We start from the raw sequence: 15,067 nt of genomic DNA on the forward strand, positions 1-15,067 counted from the left end.
AAGCCGGGCGCGAAGACCCGACTTTATCACAGGGTTACAGGCTGTCACAGCCTTGGCAAACTTCCGTTACAAAAGGCTTTTTACAGTGCCACCCACAGCTGGGCGGCAATAATGGCCACACCGGCGATACCAATCAGCGACAAGGCCAGCTTACCACCGCTGACCTGATAGCCATCCCGGTACTGCGCACGCTGATTCAGCGCCATGGCAATGGGCAGGAAAATTATCATAAACACCAGCGGAATGGCGGCAAAACCCAGCACAGCCACAAAGCCTTCGGGCACAAAAAGCGCGCACAGCAGCGGCGGTAAAAAGGTGATAACCCAGGTCTGCAAACGGCCACCAATGCCACCCTTTGAACGGGTCATTTCGGCCAGGAAATCAAACAGACTCATGGTTACCCCCAGGAAGGAGGTCACCAGTGCCAAGTCGGCAAACACGGCAATGCTCTGGCCCACCACAGGATGCGCCGCCAGCTCCTGAAGGGCGCTGATAAGCTTGGGCAGGGCGCCATTAAAGGTGGCAATTTCGTCACCACCGACAGTGCCCAGGGTCACCAGCAACCACAGGATGTAACACACCAGTGGTATGGTTGAACCTATCAGCAGCACCTTGCGCAGATTGACCGCATCACCGTCGAGGTAGCGCACCAGGGTCGCAATACACACGTGGAAACCAAAGGAGGTAAAGACCACGGGAATGGCAGCCATCCAGGCATTGGCCGAGACCTTTTCAAAAGCGTCGGCGGCAATCACCGAGGGGCGAACTTCAGGCAATAAGAAGCCCACCACCAGCACCAGGAGCACCACCATTAAACTGAACAGCAGGCGGGAGAGCTTATCTACCCAGCTCACGCCCAAGGCGGCCACACTGCCAAGCACCAGGGTAAAAATCAGTACCGCCAGCTGACCATCGAGGTTGATGGAGAACACCGACTCCATGCGGTGTACCAGCAAGGAAGAGCCACCGGTCAGGTAGGCCGCGGTCAGGGCATACAACAAACTTAAGAAAGACGCCCCCTGAATAAGCTGGCCTCTTTTACCCAGGGTCTTACCGGTAATGGCGTGCACATTGTCACCCACGCCACTGCGCAGGTTAATTTCAAGCATCAGGAGTGAGGTATATGCCGAAATGGCCCACACCACCACCAGTAATGACAGCGCGGGGATCACCCCGAGTGCGGCGGTCGCCAGCGGCAACGCCAACATGCCGGCCCCAATGGCGGTACCCGCCACAATGGCGATAGAGCCAAGTGTTTTCAAATTCACGGAACTGTCCTGTTCAAGTCTGATAAATCATTTGTAGTTATAGGAATGAGCCAATTTTTAGAACTGCCGAAAGGCCAGCGCCTTGAGAGGACGTACCCGCAGAAGGGGTTTACAGGCTTTCATAAAAAAACGACTGCTGCCGACATTAACAGAGCCACACAGGCTCGGCAAGGGCGCGGCCTCTCAGTGTGCAGCATGGCAGCAAAAGCATCCTAACCCGCTACCGGGCGGTAACAAATGTGTCTTCAATCCCCTTGCCCGTGCGTATTGTGCTGTTATAATGCCCGCCTCACTTTCGGGGGAGTAGCCAACCTGAGCCAGGCTCAGGGGTAAGCATCAACACACTTGGCCACATGCCATGGTGCTTACAGCAAACCAGAGTTTGCCCGGCAAGACCTGAGCGCGATAAGCCACAACTATGACTATGGGGTGGCGGGTTTATCGTGCTTGTCGGTCAGCCACCCCGGGAACGCAATCATGTTAGAAGCCTTTACCGCCTCCACCTTAACCGTGGCCATCGCCGAAATTGGCGACAAGACCCAACTGCTGGCACTGCTGCTCGCCGCCAGATTCAAAAACAAAACCGCCATCATCCTCGGCATTTTTATTGCCACCATAGCCAACCATTTTGCCGCCGCCTGGCTTGGCCAATGGGCAACAGACTTTGTCAGCCCGGACACGGCCCGATATCTGGTGGCGCTCAGCTTTTTCGCCATCGCCCTGTGGGTATTGGTGCCGGACAAAGTGGAAGCCGAAGAAAGCAGCCTCTACCGCTTTGGCCCCTTCCTCGCGACCCTGGTGCTCTTTTTCATTGCCGAAATCGGGGATAAAACCCAGGTGGCGACCGTGGTGCTGTCGGCCCGCTACGATGATCTGTGGATGGTGGTGATGGGCACCACAGTGGGCATGCTGCTCGCCAACGTGCCCGTGGTGATTGCCGGGCATTTCAGTGCCGACAAGCTGCCGATGACCTGGATACACCGCGGCACCGCCGTGCTCTTTGCCATCATGGGTATAGCCACCCTGCTGTGGCATTAACTCTGCTCTGGCAGAGCAGTTAACATCCAATTGATTTATTGAAAGAAAAAGGGAAGCGATTGCTTCCCTCTTTTTACCCTGACTAACGACTCACACCCTCTCAGAGCGCGGCGCGAATACGCTGACCGTAGTCGGCATCCGCCTTATCGAAGTGGGCCAACATACGCTGCTGTACTTCTTCTGTTACCTGACGCAGGGTCGAGGCGATGGTCTCGGCGAGGCGATTCTTCTCCCCTTCGCTGAACAGACGGTACAGGTTACCGGCCTGGCTGTAGTCGTCCTTGCCGTAAAGACTGTAACGGGCGGCTTCACCTTCGAGACGCAGCGGCGGCTCAGCAAAGTGGCTGGCATCATTCAGCGCACCCGTCACTGTGCTTGGTCCGTAGTTGGCGCTGGCATCGCCACCGGTCTGGCTTTGATGGCCATTGTCACCATGATAGGGGCACTGAGTTCCGGCCATGGCGCCGCCACGCTGGTGATGATTGGCCACAGTGGCGTGTGGGCAGTTCACCGGCAGCTGGTTGTAGTTGGCTCCGATGCGATAGCGCTGGGCGTCGGCATAGGCAAACAAACGGGCCTGCAGCATCTTGTCAGGTGAGGCGCCAACACCGGGCACCAGGTTACTGGGGGCCAGCGCCGCCTGCTCCACTTCGGCAAAGTAGTTTTGCGGTATGCGGTTAAGCTCCAGTACCCCAATCTCAATCAGCGGGTAATCCTTGTGTGGCCATACCTTGGTCAAATCGAACGGGTCGATGTGATAGGTGTTGGCATCGGCTTCCGGCATGATTTGCACGTTCACAGTCCAGCGGGGGAAGTTACCATCCATGATGGCCACCATCAGATCCCGCTGGGAAGAGTCCGGATCTATGCCTTTGAGCTTGTCGGCCTGCTCGTTGGTCAGGTTCACCACGCCCTGCCGGGACTTGAAGTGGAACTTGACCCAGAAGCGCTCGCCTTTGGCATTCCACAGGCTGAAGGTGTGGGAGCCATAACCGTGCATCTGACGATAGTTGGCCGGAATACCGCGGTCAGACATCAGCACTGTCACCTGATGCAGTGCTTCAGGGTTCAGTGACCAGAAATCCCACATGGCCTGGGGATCTTTCAGGTTGGTCTGGGGGTTACGCATCTGGGTGTGGATGAAGTCCGGGAACTTGATGCCATCACGCAAAAAGAAGGTAGGCGTGTTGTTACCCACCACATCATGGTTACCGCGCTTGGTGTAAAAGCGCACCGCAAAGCCACGGGGGTCACGCTCGGCATCGGCAGAACCCATTTCACCGCCCACGGTGGAGAAACGCACGAAGGTTTCGGTGACCTTGCCTTCGCCGATAAAGTGGTCGGCAATGGTGTACTCAGACAGGTCACGGGTCAGGGTGAAGGTGCCGTAAGCCCCGGTGCCTTTGGCATGCACCACGCGCTCCGGAATACGCTCGCGGTTAAAGTGCGCCAGCTTTTCAATCAGTTGCCAATCTTGCAGTAATACAGGGCCGCGGCTGCCGGCAGTCAGGGAATTCTGGTCATCGGCGATGGGGGCGCCGTTTTGGCTGGTGATGTAATGACTCATCTGTGTTTCCTCTTATTTATCCGTTGATTTGGTTGCTGGCCGGTTACACCAGGCCTCTATCAGGTCAAAAATGGTGGCCATATTGGCTCCTTAAACTTAACGACCCAGTCGATAAGCAAAGACTACGGCAATCGAAAAACAGATAAAACGATTAAATCAGATGATTACAATCTGACATTCCGATGAATTATTCCCGCGCCAATAAAAAAACGCGGCCAGGGCCGCGTTTCAATCATGACATCAGGATCAGCTGTTGGGTTCGGGCTCCCGGTAGAGCTTCACCAGATAGTAAGCATCGATAATCACAATAAAAAAGTTCACCAGCGCCACCGGCAATGCATCGATGGCAAGGCCATAAGCGACAAATAAGGCCGCACCGACCAGGTTCCACCAGCGCAGCTTTTTGATGTTGGCCATCATCAGCGAAATTGCCACCACCACCGAGGCCAGATAGCCGACCCACTCCCAAATCGTTGCCGTCTCCATCGCAACTCCTCTGCAACTGTTTATGATGCCTATATTTTAGTTCAGCGTTCTACAACTGCCGCTGTCATCCGTGAAATGCAGGTCAATTCCCCTGCACTGTTGTGTACCAGAATTTCCCACACGGAACTGCGCTTACCCAGATGCACAGGCCTGGCAGTGGCCGTGAGCATGCCATTGCGGGCGGCGCGCAGGTGATTGGCGTTGATTTCCTGGCCGACACAATAATATTTCTCGAAATCCACCACGAAGTTGGCGGCGTAGCTCGCCACGGTTTCGGCCAAAACCACATTGGCCCCACCGTGCACTATACCAAGGGGATTATGTACCGCCGGGGTGGCAGGCATGGTCGCCTTCATGTAGTCATCGCCAATTTCACTGATTTGGATCCCGAGGGTCTTCATCAGGGTGCCACGTCCATGCAAGCCCTCATCCATTTTGGCGCAATCGTCCAGGGTGATGGGGCGAAACCAGATACTCATTCACTTCTCCCATTGACTGTAATGGCGCCAGTGTACTTGCCGCAGCCGTGCAGGTAAACCAATGCCCTGCAGCCTGAGCCGAAACAAAACCACTTGAAAGCACAATAAAAAAGGGGATGTATGCATCCCCTTTTGCTACTCACTTAAATTAATGACAACGGCGACGGCCAAGACCAATCAGGGTTGCCAATGCCAACAGCAATCCGCCCATGGCACCACCGTCATCCTTTTTCTCTTCCACTTTATCGGGATAGCTCAGGGCCACAATGACAGGGTCATGGTCTGACGCCGAGAAGGCATTGTCGGATTTTTCCAGGCTGCCGGTGTACTTTTTACCGTACTCGAACAGGTTGGATTCAACCGAGTTGATGTGCCAGTCTTCGATGTCCACCACACGCTTGGCCAGGCTGTCGTTGCCCAGGGCATGGTCGAGGTTACCCAGCTCACCGTTGTAGCTGTAGGAATAGGTATCGGCGCCATGTACCTGGGTGTTGAGGTTAATCAGGCCATAGCCCTTCTCAATCACGCTGCCCTCTTGCTCGTAGCTCTGACCACCGAGGGTGGTGTAGCTGGCGGTTTTCACCGCGCGTTCGGACTTGGCTGCATCATAGTCGGTCAGCACACGCACCGGGTCTTCCATGCCGTAGGCGTTCAAGTCGCCAATCACCAGCACATCGCCTTCGATGTCTTTCACGGCTTCACCAATCACCTTGGCAGCCGATACACGGAAGGCATTACACTTGCCCTGCAGATCGGCCGGATCGCGGCTTTCATCGAAGTTGATCCAATCTTCAAGGCAGCCTGAACCCTTGGACTTGAGGTGGTTTACCACCACGGTCAGGTTTTCATCTTTTACCTTGAAAGTTTGACCCAGGCTGTGACGCTGATACTTGTCCTGCGCCGGACTGGTTTCAACCGTGCCCTTGTTATCGCGGCTGGCAACACCGGCCGGAGCGTGCTGCTCAGGGGTTTCAATCACAAAGGCCGTACCTTCCGGGCTCACCTTGGCCGCGCGGTACAGCATGCCCACGGTAATGGCATCATTACCGAAGTATTTGCCATCGGTCTTGTCGGCATCGGCAATTTCCACAAAGCTGTAGGCGTTGTCGGCTGCTTGTTCGGCATTCAGGGCATCCAGCAGGTTCTGAATCGCACTCTTCTCACCAAAGCCGTTGTTGGCAATTTCCATCAGGCCCACGATGTCGGCGTTCATGGCGGTGATGGCATTCACAATCTTGGTGCGCTGCAGCAGCATTTCTTCTTCGGTGAGGGCGCCGCGGTTGGAGCCGGTTGGGTTGGCATCGCCACCCACCACATCGTTGAAGAAGTTCAGCACGTTGAAGCTGGCCACCCGGATATCGCCTTTTTCGGCCACAACAGGGGCATCGGTGCGATCATTACCGCGAACAATGTCGGCCGGGGTAATGGTGTTGGTGGTCACCAAACGGTATTCGTTGTAGCTGTAGCTCACCATGCCTTCGAGGCCCTTGAGCTCATCACCCACGCGGATATAACCGGTTTCGGCGTTGAAGTCAGGCAGGAAAGGCACTACGCCGTCGGCGGCCTTGAAGTCAGACTCCACAAACAGCTCATTGCCACGGTTTTGCTTTTCAAGGGCAATGGCCTCCTCACTCAGCGCAGGATGCACCTGAGTCGGCTTCATCAGCGGCGCCTTGTGGGACAGCATCAGGTTGTTGCGACGACCGGCATAATCAAAGCTGAAAGTACGGCTGACTTTCATCTCGCTGCCGGCATCCAGCACCACTTTCATGCCTTCAAAGCGCTCCAGCGCCTGCTCCAGGGTTTCGCCTTCGGTCACGGCAAATGGCGCGGCACCGGGGACGTCACCCTTGGCGCCCACTTCAAACTTCTTGTCAGCCTTGATATCGATTTGGGTCAGGCCGAAATATTCCTTCACCTTACCCTGAACACAGACTTCCACCCCGGGCTGAATGGCCTCGGGTGCCGCTTCGCCGAGGAAGACAAAAATACCGTCGGAGGTCAGCGGTGAGTTATCACCCTGCACATCCTGCAGGTAAAAGCCCTTAAACAGACTCTCACCACGGGCAGATACCACACCGCGCAGGGTCACTTCAGTGTCGGATTCAAACTTGCCTTCGGGCACCAGTGGGCTCTTATCGCCACTGCCCTGAATGTCATAGATGGGGATCAGCGTAGCGCCGGCGCAGCTGAACACTGGCACTTCGGGCGCTATCGTACCCTCAACACTGCCAAGACCGGAGAAGTTGTCGATGTCCGAGGTATCCCAATCGGCTTCGTTATATACAGCAGCGGCTTTCAGCGCGCTGGTCTTACGGGCGATGGTGACGTTAAGGCCCCAGTCTTTTGGGGTGGGAATGGCACCCACTACATCCACAATGGCGCCGTCTTTCATCAGCGCCACCGCATCGGTGCCGTTAAAGTAGAGATCGCCCGTCATGGTGTCTGTGCCCGCAGGCAGGGTAATGATGGCACTCGGATGGGTAATGACCTTGATGCCTTTGGCGGCCAGGTTTTGACCATCCAGGGCCACCATGTTGATGGGGGTGGTAGCGCCATCTTTATAGCGCGCCAGAGAATAGCCGGTCAGATCAACGGCCGCATCACCGCTGTTGTAAAGCTCAATGGCTTTATTATTGGAACTGCCTTCTACATATTCTGTAATCATTACATCAGCATTTGCCAATAATGGCATTGCCGCCGACACAGCCACGGCAATGGCTGTCAGCTTTTTAACATTTTCCATATTATCAACCCCGTTAATTATAATAATGACGTTATCTTTCGTTAACGCGGGCAGATTGTCCCAGAGTTAATACTCCAAAAGAAGGGGTTATGTCACAGTTCATGTAAGCTAAAGCATGGATATCTAAACACTTTAGCCAACACCATCAGTTCCTTAAAACGAATAAATACAGCGTTCTGATTAAAAAAACAAATAATAACAGACCGATAAAATGAAATTATTTTAGACATAATACGCGGGGGAAAGCTGATAATGACAGAGCAGAACACTGAATAATGAATGTATAGAAAATGATTAATTGCCGATATTTTACCCAATATTATTCGGTACTGCATTCTCAATAATCCGCAATGTACTTTGGCCAAGACAAATAAAAAAACGCGGCCATCATGGCCGCGTAAAACTACTGTTGCGTCTGCTCAGTTAAATACTGAACCGAAATATCCCATCAAGGTCATTACCGGCGGCAAGTTTCCGGATGAGATATTTCAATATCACTTTCGCCCAACAAGGCGTATTTGCCCAGTCCAGACATTGGTTTTTAGACTTACCTACTAGCCTGAAGTAGCTAAAGCCTGCCGGTAAAATGCATCAACAGAAAATAACAACACAAAAATATCAAACACTTAAACGGAAATACTCTGTAAAAGTGGCGACTCCCCCACTCCTGAATAAATAGGCTTTCTTCCGATTGTGACTCAGGTCTCAGAACCTTAACTTGGTGCTGTATTTTTGCCGACCCATCGGCTTTGGAAGTTTACGCATCGCAAAGGAGTGTCGAGTGTCTTACTGCAAATCGCTGGTTTTAAGCGCTTCCCTCCTGCTTTGCTGCCCCGCCTTGCTGGCTGATACGCCAGCACCCGGGGTAAGCGACGAGATGTCGCTTTCCGTTCCCCTGCAAACTCTGCTGGAGTCCAGCGGACGGGACAACCTCATTGACCTGTTTCAGATGGGGGTGCAGAACGAGGCCATGATTGCCCAATCGGGCGAATTCAACAGCCTTATCGTCACCCAAATCGGCGTTGAAAATCAGGCTCAGGTGCGTCAACTGGGCGCTGACAATGAGGTGGATTTGTTTCAGGCGGGAAACCACAACAGCGCTGAGATAACCCAGATAGGAGATAACAATCTGGTGCAGCTCAAGCAGTTGGGCAGTGCGAACTTTTCTATTCAACAAATTGGCGATGGAGCCTCTATCGCCGTGACTCAATACTAACAGGGAGCGTCACATGAAATCACAAGCGAAGAAGTCACTCTTGGCTCTGGCCATCACCGCGGGTATCGGCATGTCAGCGCAGGCATTTGCCAGCGATAGCAGCGAAATCCAGGTGAACCAGTCCGGTTATGCCAACGACACCACAGTTGAGCAATCGGGTATCCTGAACGTCGCGAAGGTTACCCAAATCGGCGATGAAAACAACACCACAGTCGCGCAGGACGGCGTATGGAACGAGGCCTATATTGGCTCTGAGGGCAATCTGAATACCGTATCTGTTGAGCAGGCCGAAGACTGGCACATTGCCGGCGTGAGCCAAACCGGTGACAACAACGTGGATAACGTGGTTCAGACTGGTTTCTTCAACCAGAGCAGCGCTGTCACTGCCGGTAACGGTAACGCCGTTGACGTGATGCAGGCCGGTGAGCTGAACGAAAGCAATGTCGAACTGACCGGCGATAACAACAGTGCCTGGGTTGATCAGGACGGCAGCAGCAACTATGCCGTTTTCCGCGTACAGGGCAATGACAACGACGGTGAAATCACTCAGCTGGGCAACAACAACCAGGGTGGTCTGATTGCACTGGACTTCACTGCCAACGTGGGCAACAACAACGATGTGGCCATCTATCAGGAAGGTGACAACAACGTGGGTGGTGTGCGCGGTGTTGCCGGTGACAACAACGAAGTTGAGATTGAGCAGGTTGGTAACAACAACGTGGGCTTTGTTTACGCCCTGCAAGGCAGCGACAACGATCTGACCATGACTCAGGATGGCGATCGCAACGTGGCGGTTCTGGAATTCACCACCGGTGACAACAACGACGTTGAAATCAACCAGTCTGGCACCGAAAACGCCATCGGTGACACACTGACAGCTGTTATTGAAGGCAGCGACAACATGATAGACATAGAGCAGGAAGGCTTCTCCAACAGCGCTCAGTTTATCGTTGACGGCGACGATAACGATGTGGATCTGGAGCAGGAAGGCGACCTGAACTATGCCGAGTTTGTTGCCATGGGCAATGACAACACCCTGAACCTGAGCTCAGAAGGCAACAGCAACCAACTGCTGGCCGGCGCCTTTGGCGAAGACAACAGCCTGGAAGTGGCTCAGGAAGGCGATGCCAACTATGCATACAGCGTTGCATTTGGTAACGACAACGAAGTGGATATCGCGCAAATGGGCAATGACAACGAAGCCATTGTCACCATCAGCGGCAACAGCAACACCGACATCACAGGCACCCAGTCCGGCGACCTGAACGTGCTGGATCTGCTTATCCAGGGCGATGAAAACCTGGCGCAAATCACCCAAACCGGCAACGGCAACTGGGTAAGCGGCGATGAAGGTGCCTTCGCAGTAGTTGGCGATGGCAACAGCTTCATCGTGGCCCAAAGCGGTAACGACAACCTGGTGACCGGCGCTCAAATGGGCGGCAGCAACGTCATCAACGTGACTCAGGTGGGTAATGAAAACGTCGCCACTGTGATTCAGAACGGCGCGCCACGCTAATAGCTACAACCATTAAAAAAGGAGCCTGTCGGCTCCTTTTTTTATTTGTGTATTGATAACGCTGAGACTCCAGTGACCAGCGCCATCGACACTCTGTTTAACTGACCAAAGCAAAGTGACTCTGGTGAGACTGGGCCCAGCGCAGCAACTCCACCCGATTGCGGGATTGGGTCTTACGAAAAATCGACGAAATATGCGCCTTGACGGTGTGCTCGCTGATGCAGAGTCGGTCAGCAATTTCTTTGTTTCTGGCACCGCTGCCCACCAACTGAATGATTGTGCACTCTCTGCCGGTCAGCGATTGCAACATTGCCATGGCGTCTGGCGATACCTCGCCATTGGTGTCCAACTTATTCACCAGTCGGCGGAACATCTTGCTGATCAGCGTCCGGTCAAACCAAAGTTCATCGGCCACCATTTTACGCAAACCTGTCAGCATCAAATCCATGCGCTGATCGGCAAACAAGAGTCCGCGGATCCCAAGCAGCAGTGCAGCCTCCTGATCCAGAGAATTGCGTTCCACCTGATAAAGGGCGACGGGCACATGGGGGATCAGTCGACTGGCCAGGAGCGGAATGCCCTTATTGTCCAGCGCAGCCCCTTTCTGGGCGACGAGATAAAACGCCTGTGGGTGCTTATCCAATTCCAGTTCACCGGCGTGTTTTACGATGCGGGTTTTTAACCCTATGGACTCTGCCAGAATGGCCAGATGACAGGGTGCGACCAATTGGTGCACAAAAATCAACTCATTTACCGTATTCAACCCTCTTTCTCCTTGTTGACCGCCGTCGTTCAAACTTCCGTGTGCGGCTAAAAAAACGCCAGACTATTGAACAGGGATCCCCAATTTTGCGGACTGGGCCCTATAAAACCATAAGACGTAGGTATGAATCAAAGAACGATTCTCATTAAACAATGTACGGTAAAAACGAGACCCGACGCGCCTCCTGCTGCCATGGGCTTTCCAGCCCTGTGGACCTGCTTGCCAAAAAACCATTAACAAATGTAAATACTCAAAATTAAGTAGTTCAGCACCGTCATAACCCAGCTAACGCTCAACCCCTGCTCACGGGTTATGGCCACCCAAACCACCAACGCAGAGACAGACGCTTAGTGCGGTATCATTTACCTTATGTGATATTGTTCTGGTTTTTGAATAAACACTTTAGCCATCCAGCCCTCCACACTGTGTAAAAAAAATGCTAATTTGGGCGGGCATTGACAGTCAGCAGACAAATAAAACCTATAGGCATTAGAAAGAGGGTATCTACACCATGGCGAAACATTCGCTGGACAAGGATAAGATCAAGTTCCTGCTGCTCGAAGGCGTCCACCAATCTGCGGTAGATGTACTTGAGCGGGCGGGCTACACCAATATCGAATATCACAAGGCGTCCCTCGCCGATGAGGCGCTGATTGCGTCCATCAAAGATGCCCACTTCGTTGGCATTCGCTCCCGCACCCAACTGAGTGCTGACGTGCTGAGCAAGGCCGAAAAACTGGTCGGTATCGGTTGCTTCTGTATTGGCACCAACCAGGTTGACCTCAAGTCTGCCGAACTCGCCGGCATCCCGGTGTTTAACGCGCCCTTCTCCAATACCCGCTCGGTGGCTGAGCTGGTACTGGGCGAAATCATCATGCTGATGCGGGGTATTCCCCAGCGCAACGCCCTGTGCCACCGTGGCGGCTGGCTCAAGAGTGCCAACGGCAGCGTGGAAGTGCGCGGCAAGACCCTGGGCGTGATTGGCTATGGTCACATTGGCACCCAGCTTGGCATTCTGGCCGAGACACTGGGTATGCGGGTGAAGTTTTTCGACATCGAAGACAAGTTGCCGCTGGGTAATGCACAGCAGGTGCATTCCTTTGAAGAACTCTTGGCCTGCGCCGACGTAGTGAGTCTGCACGTGCCTGAAACCCCGCAGACCAAAAACATGATTGGCCACAATGAGCTGGCCACCATGAAGAAGGGCAGCTTCCTCATTAACGCTTCCCGCGGTACTGTGGTCGACATCGACGCCCTGTCAGCCGCACTGAAAGAAGAGCACATTGCCGGCGCCGCCATCGACGTGTTCCCGGTTGAGCCCAAGTCCAACGACGATATATTCCAAAGCCCTCTGCGTGGCCTGGACAACGTCATCCTGACCCCACATGTGGGTGGCTCTACCGAAGAGGCCCAGGAAAACATCGGCATCGAAGTGGCAGGCAAGCTCGCCAAGTACTCAGACAACGGCTCCACCGTGTCTGCGGTGAACTTCCCCGAGGTATCCCTGCCGCTGCACAAGGGCACTTCACGTTTGCTGCACATTCACAAAAACCGTCCCGGTATTCTTATCAAGATTAACCAGGCGTTTTCTGAAAAAGGCATCAACATCTCCGCCCAGTACCTGCAAACCACCGCCGATATCGGTTACGTGGTGATGGAAGTGGACACCCACCAGGCCGAGGAAGCGCTCGAGCAACTGCGCGGCATCGAAGGCACCATCAGAACCCGTTTGCTGCACTGACAGTGACCCATAAAAAGGCGCCCAGGTGGCGCCTTTTTATTTTTGCGTGTCAGGCAAGGACTTGGTCATTCACCCGGCCATTGGGATCCGCTACAATCCCAGACTATCCAAGTTCATTTCAAGGAACAGGCAATGACATTTACCGTCTCACAGGCCGCCTGGGCGCTGGACAGCGAAGGCCCGGCATTGACCCTGAGTTTACTCAATCATCTCGGGCTGGTGTCGGTCACCGGCGAGCAGGGCAACAGCTTTATCCATGGTCAGGTCACCGCCGATATCAGTGCGTTGGAACCCGGTCAATGGCGCTGGGGCGCCCACTGCGATCCCAAGGGCCGCATGCTGGCGACCTTCCGTACCTTTAAACTGGGCGATGCCCTGATGATGCTGGAGCCGCGCAGCGCATTGGAAGTGTCACTGGCTCAGCTGAAAAAATATGCCGTCTTCAGCAAGGCAGAACTCGTTGATGTGAGTGGCGAGCTCACCCTGCTGGGCATCTCAGGTCCAGAGGCCGCCGGTTTTGTTACCCAGCACTTTGGTACGTCTGACGCAGACGTTTACAGCACTGAGCAAGGTACTGTGCTTAAAGACGGAGAGCGTTTTATCCTGATCCTGGACAAGGCCAATGCCTGTGCCCTGATTGAGAAAAGCGGCCAGCCTCTCTATGGCGCTGGCGTGTGGCAAGCGTTGGAAATCCGTGCCGGCTACCCCAATATCGCGGCCGGCCATGCCAGCGAGTACATCCCCCAGATGTGTAATCTGCAGGCCCTCGACGGTATCAGCTTTAACAAAGGCTGCTACATGGGGCAGGAAACCGTGGCACGCACCAAATACCGTGGCGGCAACAAACGCGCGCTCTATATCCTCTTTGGTGAAAGCCAGACACCGGTGCGCCTCGAAAGCACGCTGGAAATCGCCGTGGAAGGTGGCTATCGCAAGGCAGGCAACATCATTGAGGTGGTGAGCCGAGGTAACAAGGTGCTGATGACCGCAGTGCTTGCCAATGATACGGCGCCCGATGCGGTGCTGCGTCTCGCGGACGACCACGAGGCCAGTTTTACTCTGCTGCCTCTGCCCTACTCGCTGGAAGACTGACCGCCCACAATCGATTTGACGCGGATGTGAGCAATAAAAAGAGGCGCAATATGCGCCTCTTTTTTTATTCTGAAAGCCCAATGCCAGAACATCTGGCATAACGGCTGCCGAAAGCCGGGCCGAACTCAGGTTTCAATGTGCTTATCCCGCACGGCAACCACCTCGGGCAAAATCTGCTTGAAGTGCTCAACCAGCTCGGGGTCGAAATGCTTGCCGGCTTCCGACTCCAGCAAGGCCATGGTGTCTTCAATGCTCCATGCCTTTTTGTACGGCCTGATGGAGGTCAGGGCATCGAACACATCGGCAATGGCCACGATGCGCCCCTCAATGGGAATGTCATTGCCACTCAGACCATTGGGATAGCCAGAGCCATCCCATTTCTCGTGGTGAGTCAGGGCAATACGGCGGGACATCTGCAACAAGGGGTCTGGATGTTCACCGATAATTTCGGCGCCTATGCTGGCATGCTGCTGCATTATTTCCCACTCTTGGGCATCCAGTTTGGCTGGCTTTTTAAGCACCGCATCGGGGGTGCCTATTTTGCCTATGTCGTGCATGGGCGCAGCATTGTACAGGAGCTCGCAGAAGGGCTCCGGCAGCCCGGCCTGTCGCGCCAGCAATCTTGCGTAATGGCTCATACGTACCACGTGCAAACCGGTTTCATTATCCTTGTATTCGGCGGCGCGGCCGAGACGGCGGATAATCTCAAAGCGGGTATGTTCGAGCTCTTTGGTCCGTTCCCGAACCTGCTCTTCCAGCAGCCGTTTCTGGTCGTAAAGTGCCAGGTGGTTTTTCACCCGAACCTTCACAATGGGAGCACTCACCGGCTTGGTGATATAGTCCACGGCCCCCAGTTCAAAGCCCTGGGTTTCATCGGCGACCTCGGCAAGGGCGGTCACAAAAATTACCGGGATATGGGCCGTCATGGGTTCCTGCTTGAGGCGGCGACATACCTCATAGCCACTCATCCCCGGCATCATCACGTCCAGCAAAATCAGATCCGGAGGCGACTTTTGCGCCAGCGCCAGCGCCCTTGGGCCATCGATGGCAACCTTGACCTTATAATCCTGCCCCAATATCCCCACCAGAATATCTATGTTCTCCGGGGTGTCATCCACCACCAGCACAGTGGCCTTTTCCATCGCAACCTCCCTT

12 protein-coding genes and 1 riboswitch are annotated in these 15,067 nt (G+C 54.3%); of the genes, 5 read left to right on the forward strand and 7 right to left on the reverse strand.

What is annotated here, in order from left to right:
* Positions 1-80 precede the first annotated feature (80 nt).
* Positions 81-1,268 (reverse strand): amino acid permease, encoded by a 1,188-nt coding sequence (locus JQC75_RS15125; RefSeq protein ID WP_203324865.1) that lies wholly within the window; start codon positions 1,266-1,268, stop codon positions 81-83.
* Positions 1,269-1,566: 298 nt separating this feature from the next.
* Positions 1,567-1,656, forward strand: a riboswitch (yybP-ykoY riboswitch).
* Positions 1,657-1,745: 89 nt separating this feature from the next.
* On the opposite strand from JQC75_RS15125, the gene JQC75_RS15130 reads away from it, so the two are divergent.
* On the forward strand, positions 1,746-2,306 hold the full coding sequence (locus tag JQC75_RS15130; protein ID WP_203324866.1) for a TMEM165/GDT1 family protein: 561 nt from the start codon (positions 1,746-1,748) through the stop codon (positions 2,304-2,306).
* 100 nt (positions 2,307-2,406) lie between these two features.
* On the opposite strand, the gene katB is transcribed toward JQC75_RS15130, so the two are convergent.
* The 4 genes from katB to exeM form a co-directional block, all read right to left on the reverse strand.
* Entirely contained in the window at positions 2,407-3,873 is a 1,467-nt protein-coding gene (katB, locus tag JQC75_RS15135) for a catalase KatB (protein WP_203324867.1), read from the reverse strand.
* Positions 3,874-4,119: 246 nt separating this feature from the next.
* The gene (locus JQC75_RS15140) at positions 4,120-4,359 is read right to left on the reverse strand and encodes a YgjV family protein (protein ID WP_203324868.1); all 240 of its coding nucleotides are present in this window, start codon (positions 4,357-4,359) and stop codon (positions 4,120-4,122) included.
* Between the two features lie 41 nt (positions 4,360-4,400).
* On the reverse strand, positions 4,401-4,838 hold the full coding sequence (locus tag JQC75_RS15145; RefSeq protein ID WP_203324869.1) for a PaaI family thioesterase: 438 nt from the start codon (positions 4,836-4,838) through the stop codon (positions 4,401-4,403).
* A 148-nt stretch (positions 4,839-4,986) separates the two neighbouring features.
* On the reverse strand, positions 4,987-7,584 hold the full coding sequence (gene exeM, locus JQC75_RS15150; RefSeq protein ID WP_203324870.1) for an extracellular exonuclease ExeM: 2,598 nt from the start codon (positions 7,582-7,584) through the stop codon (positions 4,987-4,989).
* A gap of 781 nt (positions 7,585-8,365) precedes the next feature.
* On the opposite strand from exeM, the gene JQC75_RS15155 reads away from it, so the two are divergent.
* Positions 8,366-8,800, forward strand: coding sequence for a curlin (locus tag JQC75_RS15155; RefSeq protein WP_203324871.1), 435 nt, complete (start codon positions 8,366-8,368; stop codon positions 8,798-8,800).
* 13 nt (positions 8,801-8,813) lie between these two features.
* On the forward strand, positions 8,814-10,316 hold the full coding sequence (locus JQC75_RS15160; protein ID WP_203324872.1) for a curlin: 1,503 nt from the start codon (positions 8,814-8,816) through the stop codon (positions 10,314-10,316).
* A gap of 97 nt (positions 10,317-10,413) precedes the next feature.
* Here JQC75_RS15160 and JQC75_RS15165 read toward each other — a convergent pair whose 3' ends face one another.
* On the reverse strand, positions 10,414-11,079 hold the full coding sequence (locus JQC75_RS15165; RefSeq protein WP_203324873.1) for a helix-turn-helix transcriptional regulator: 666 nt from the start codon (positions 11,077-11,079) through the stop codon (positions 10,414-10,416).
* Between the two features lie 511 nt (positions 11,080-11,590).
* On the opposite strand from JQC75_RS15165, the gene serA reads away from it, so the two are divergent.
* A complete protein-coding gene (gene serA, locus JQC75_RS15170) occupies positions 11,591-12,820 on the forward strand; it encodes a phosphoglycerate dehydrogenase (RefSeq protein WP_203324874.1) in 1,230 nt (409 codons plus the stop codon).
* Positions 12,821-12,952: 132 nt separating this feature from the next.
* Entirely contained in the window at positions 12,953-13,912 is a 960-nt protein-coding gene (gene ygfZ, locus JQC75_RS15175) for a tRNA-modifying protein YgfZ (protein WP_203324875.1), read from the forward strand.
* A gap of 125 nt (positions 13,913-14,037) precedes the next feature.
* On the opposite strand, the gene JQC75_RS15180 is transcribed toward ygfZ, so the two are convergent.
* Positions 14,038-15,054, reverse strand: a complete 1,017-nt coding sequence (locus tag JQC75_RS15180) for a response regulator (protein ID WP_203324876.1) — start codon at positions 15,052-15,054, stop codon at positions 14,038-14,040.
* Positions 15,055-15,067 lie beyond the last annotated feature (13 nt).

The organism is Shewanella litorisediminis (assembly GCF_016834455.1).
GTDB lineage: Bacteria > Pseudomonadota > Gammaproteobacteria > Enterobacterales > Shewanellaceae > Shewanella > Shewanella litorisediminis.

Coding starts and splice junctions, on each gene's coding strand:
- JQC75_RS15130 (WP_203324866.1), top strand. CDS start 1,746: ATGTTAGAAGCCTTTACCGCCTCCACCTTAACCGTGGCCATCGCCGAA.
- JQC75_RS15140 (WP_203324868.1), bottom strand. CDS start 4,359: ATGGAGACGGCAACGATTTGGGAGTGGGTCGGCTATCTGGCCTCGGTG.
- JQC75_RS15145 (WP_203324869.1), bottom strand. CDS start 4,838: ATGAGTATCTGGTTTCGCCCCATCACCCTGGACGATTGCGCCAAAATG.
- exeM (WP_203324870.1), bottom strand. CDS start 7,584: ATGGAAAATGTTAAAAAGCTGACAGCCATTGCCGTGGCTGTGTCGGCG.
- JQC75_RS15180 (WP_203324876.1), bottom strand. CDS start 15,054: ATGGAAAAGGCCACTGTGCTGGTGGTGGATGACACCCCGGAGAACATA.
- serA (WP_203324874.1), top strand. CDS start 11,591: ATGGCGAAACATTCGCTGGACAAGGATAAGATCAAGTTCCTGCTGCTC.
- JQC75_RS15160 (WP_203324872.1), top strand. CDS start 8,814: ATGAAATCACAAGCGAAGAAGTCACTCTTGGCTCTGGCCATCACCGCG.
- ygfZ (WP_203324875.1), top strand. CDS start 12,953: ATGACATTTACCGTCTCACAGGCCGCCTGGGCGCTGGACAGCGAAGGC.
- katB (WP_203324867.1), bottom strand. CDS start 3,873: ATGAGTCATTACATCACCAGCCAAAACGGCGCCCCCATCGCCGATGAC.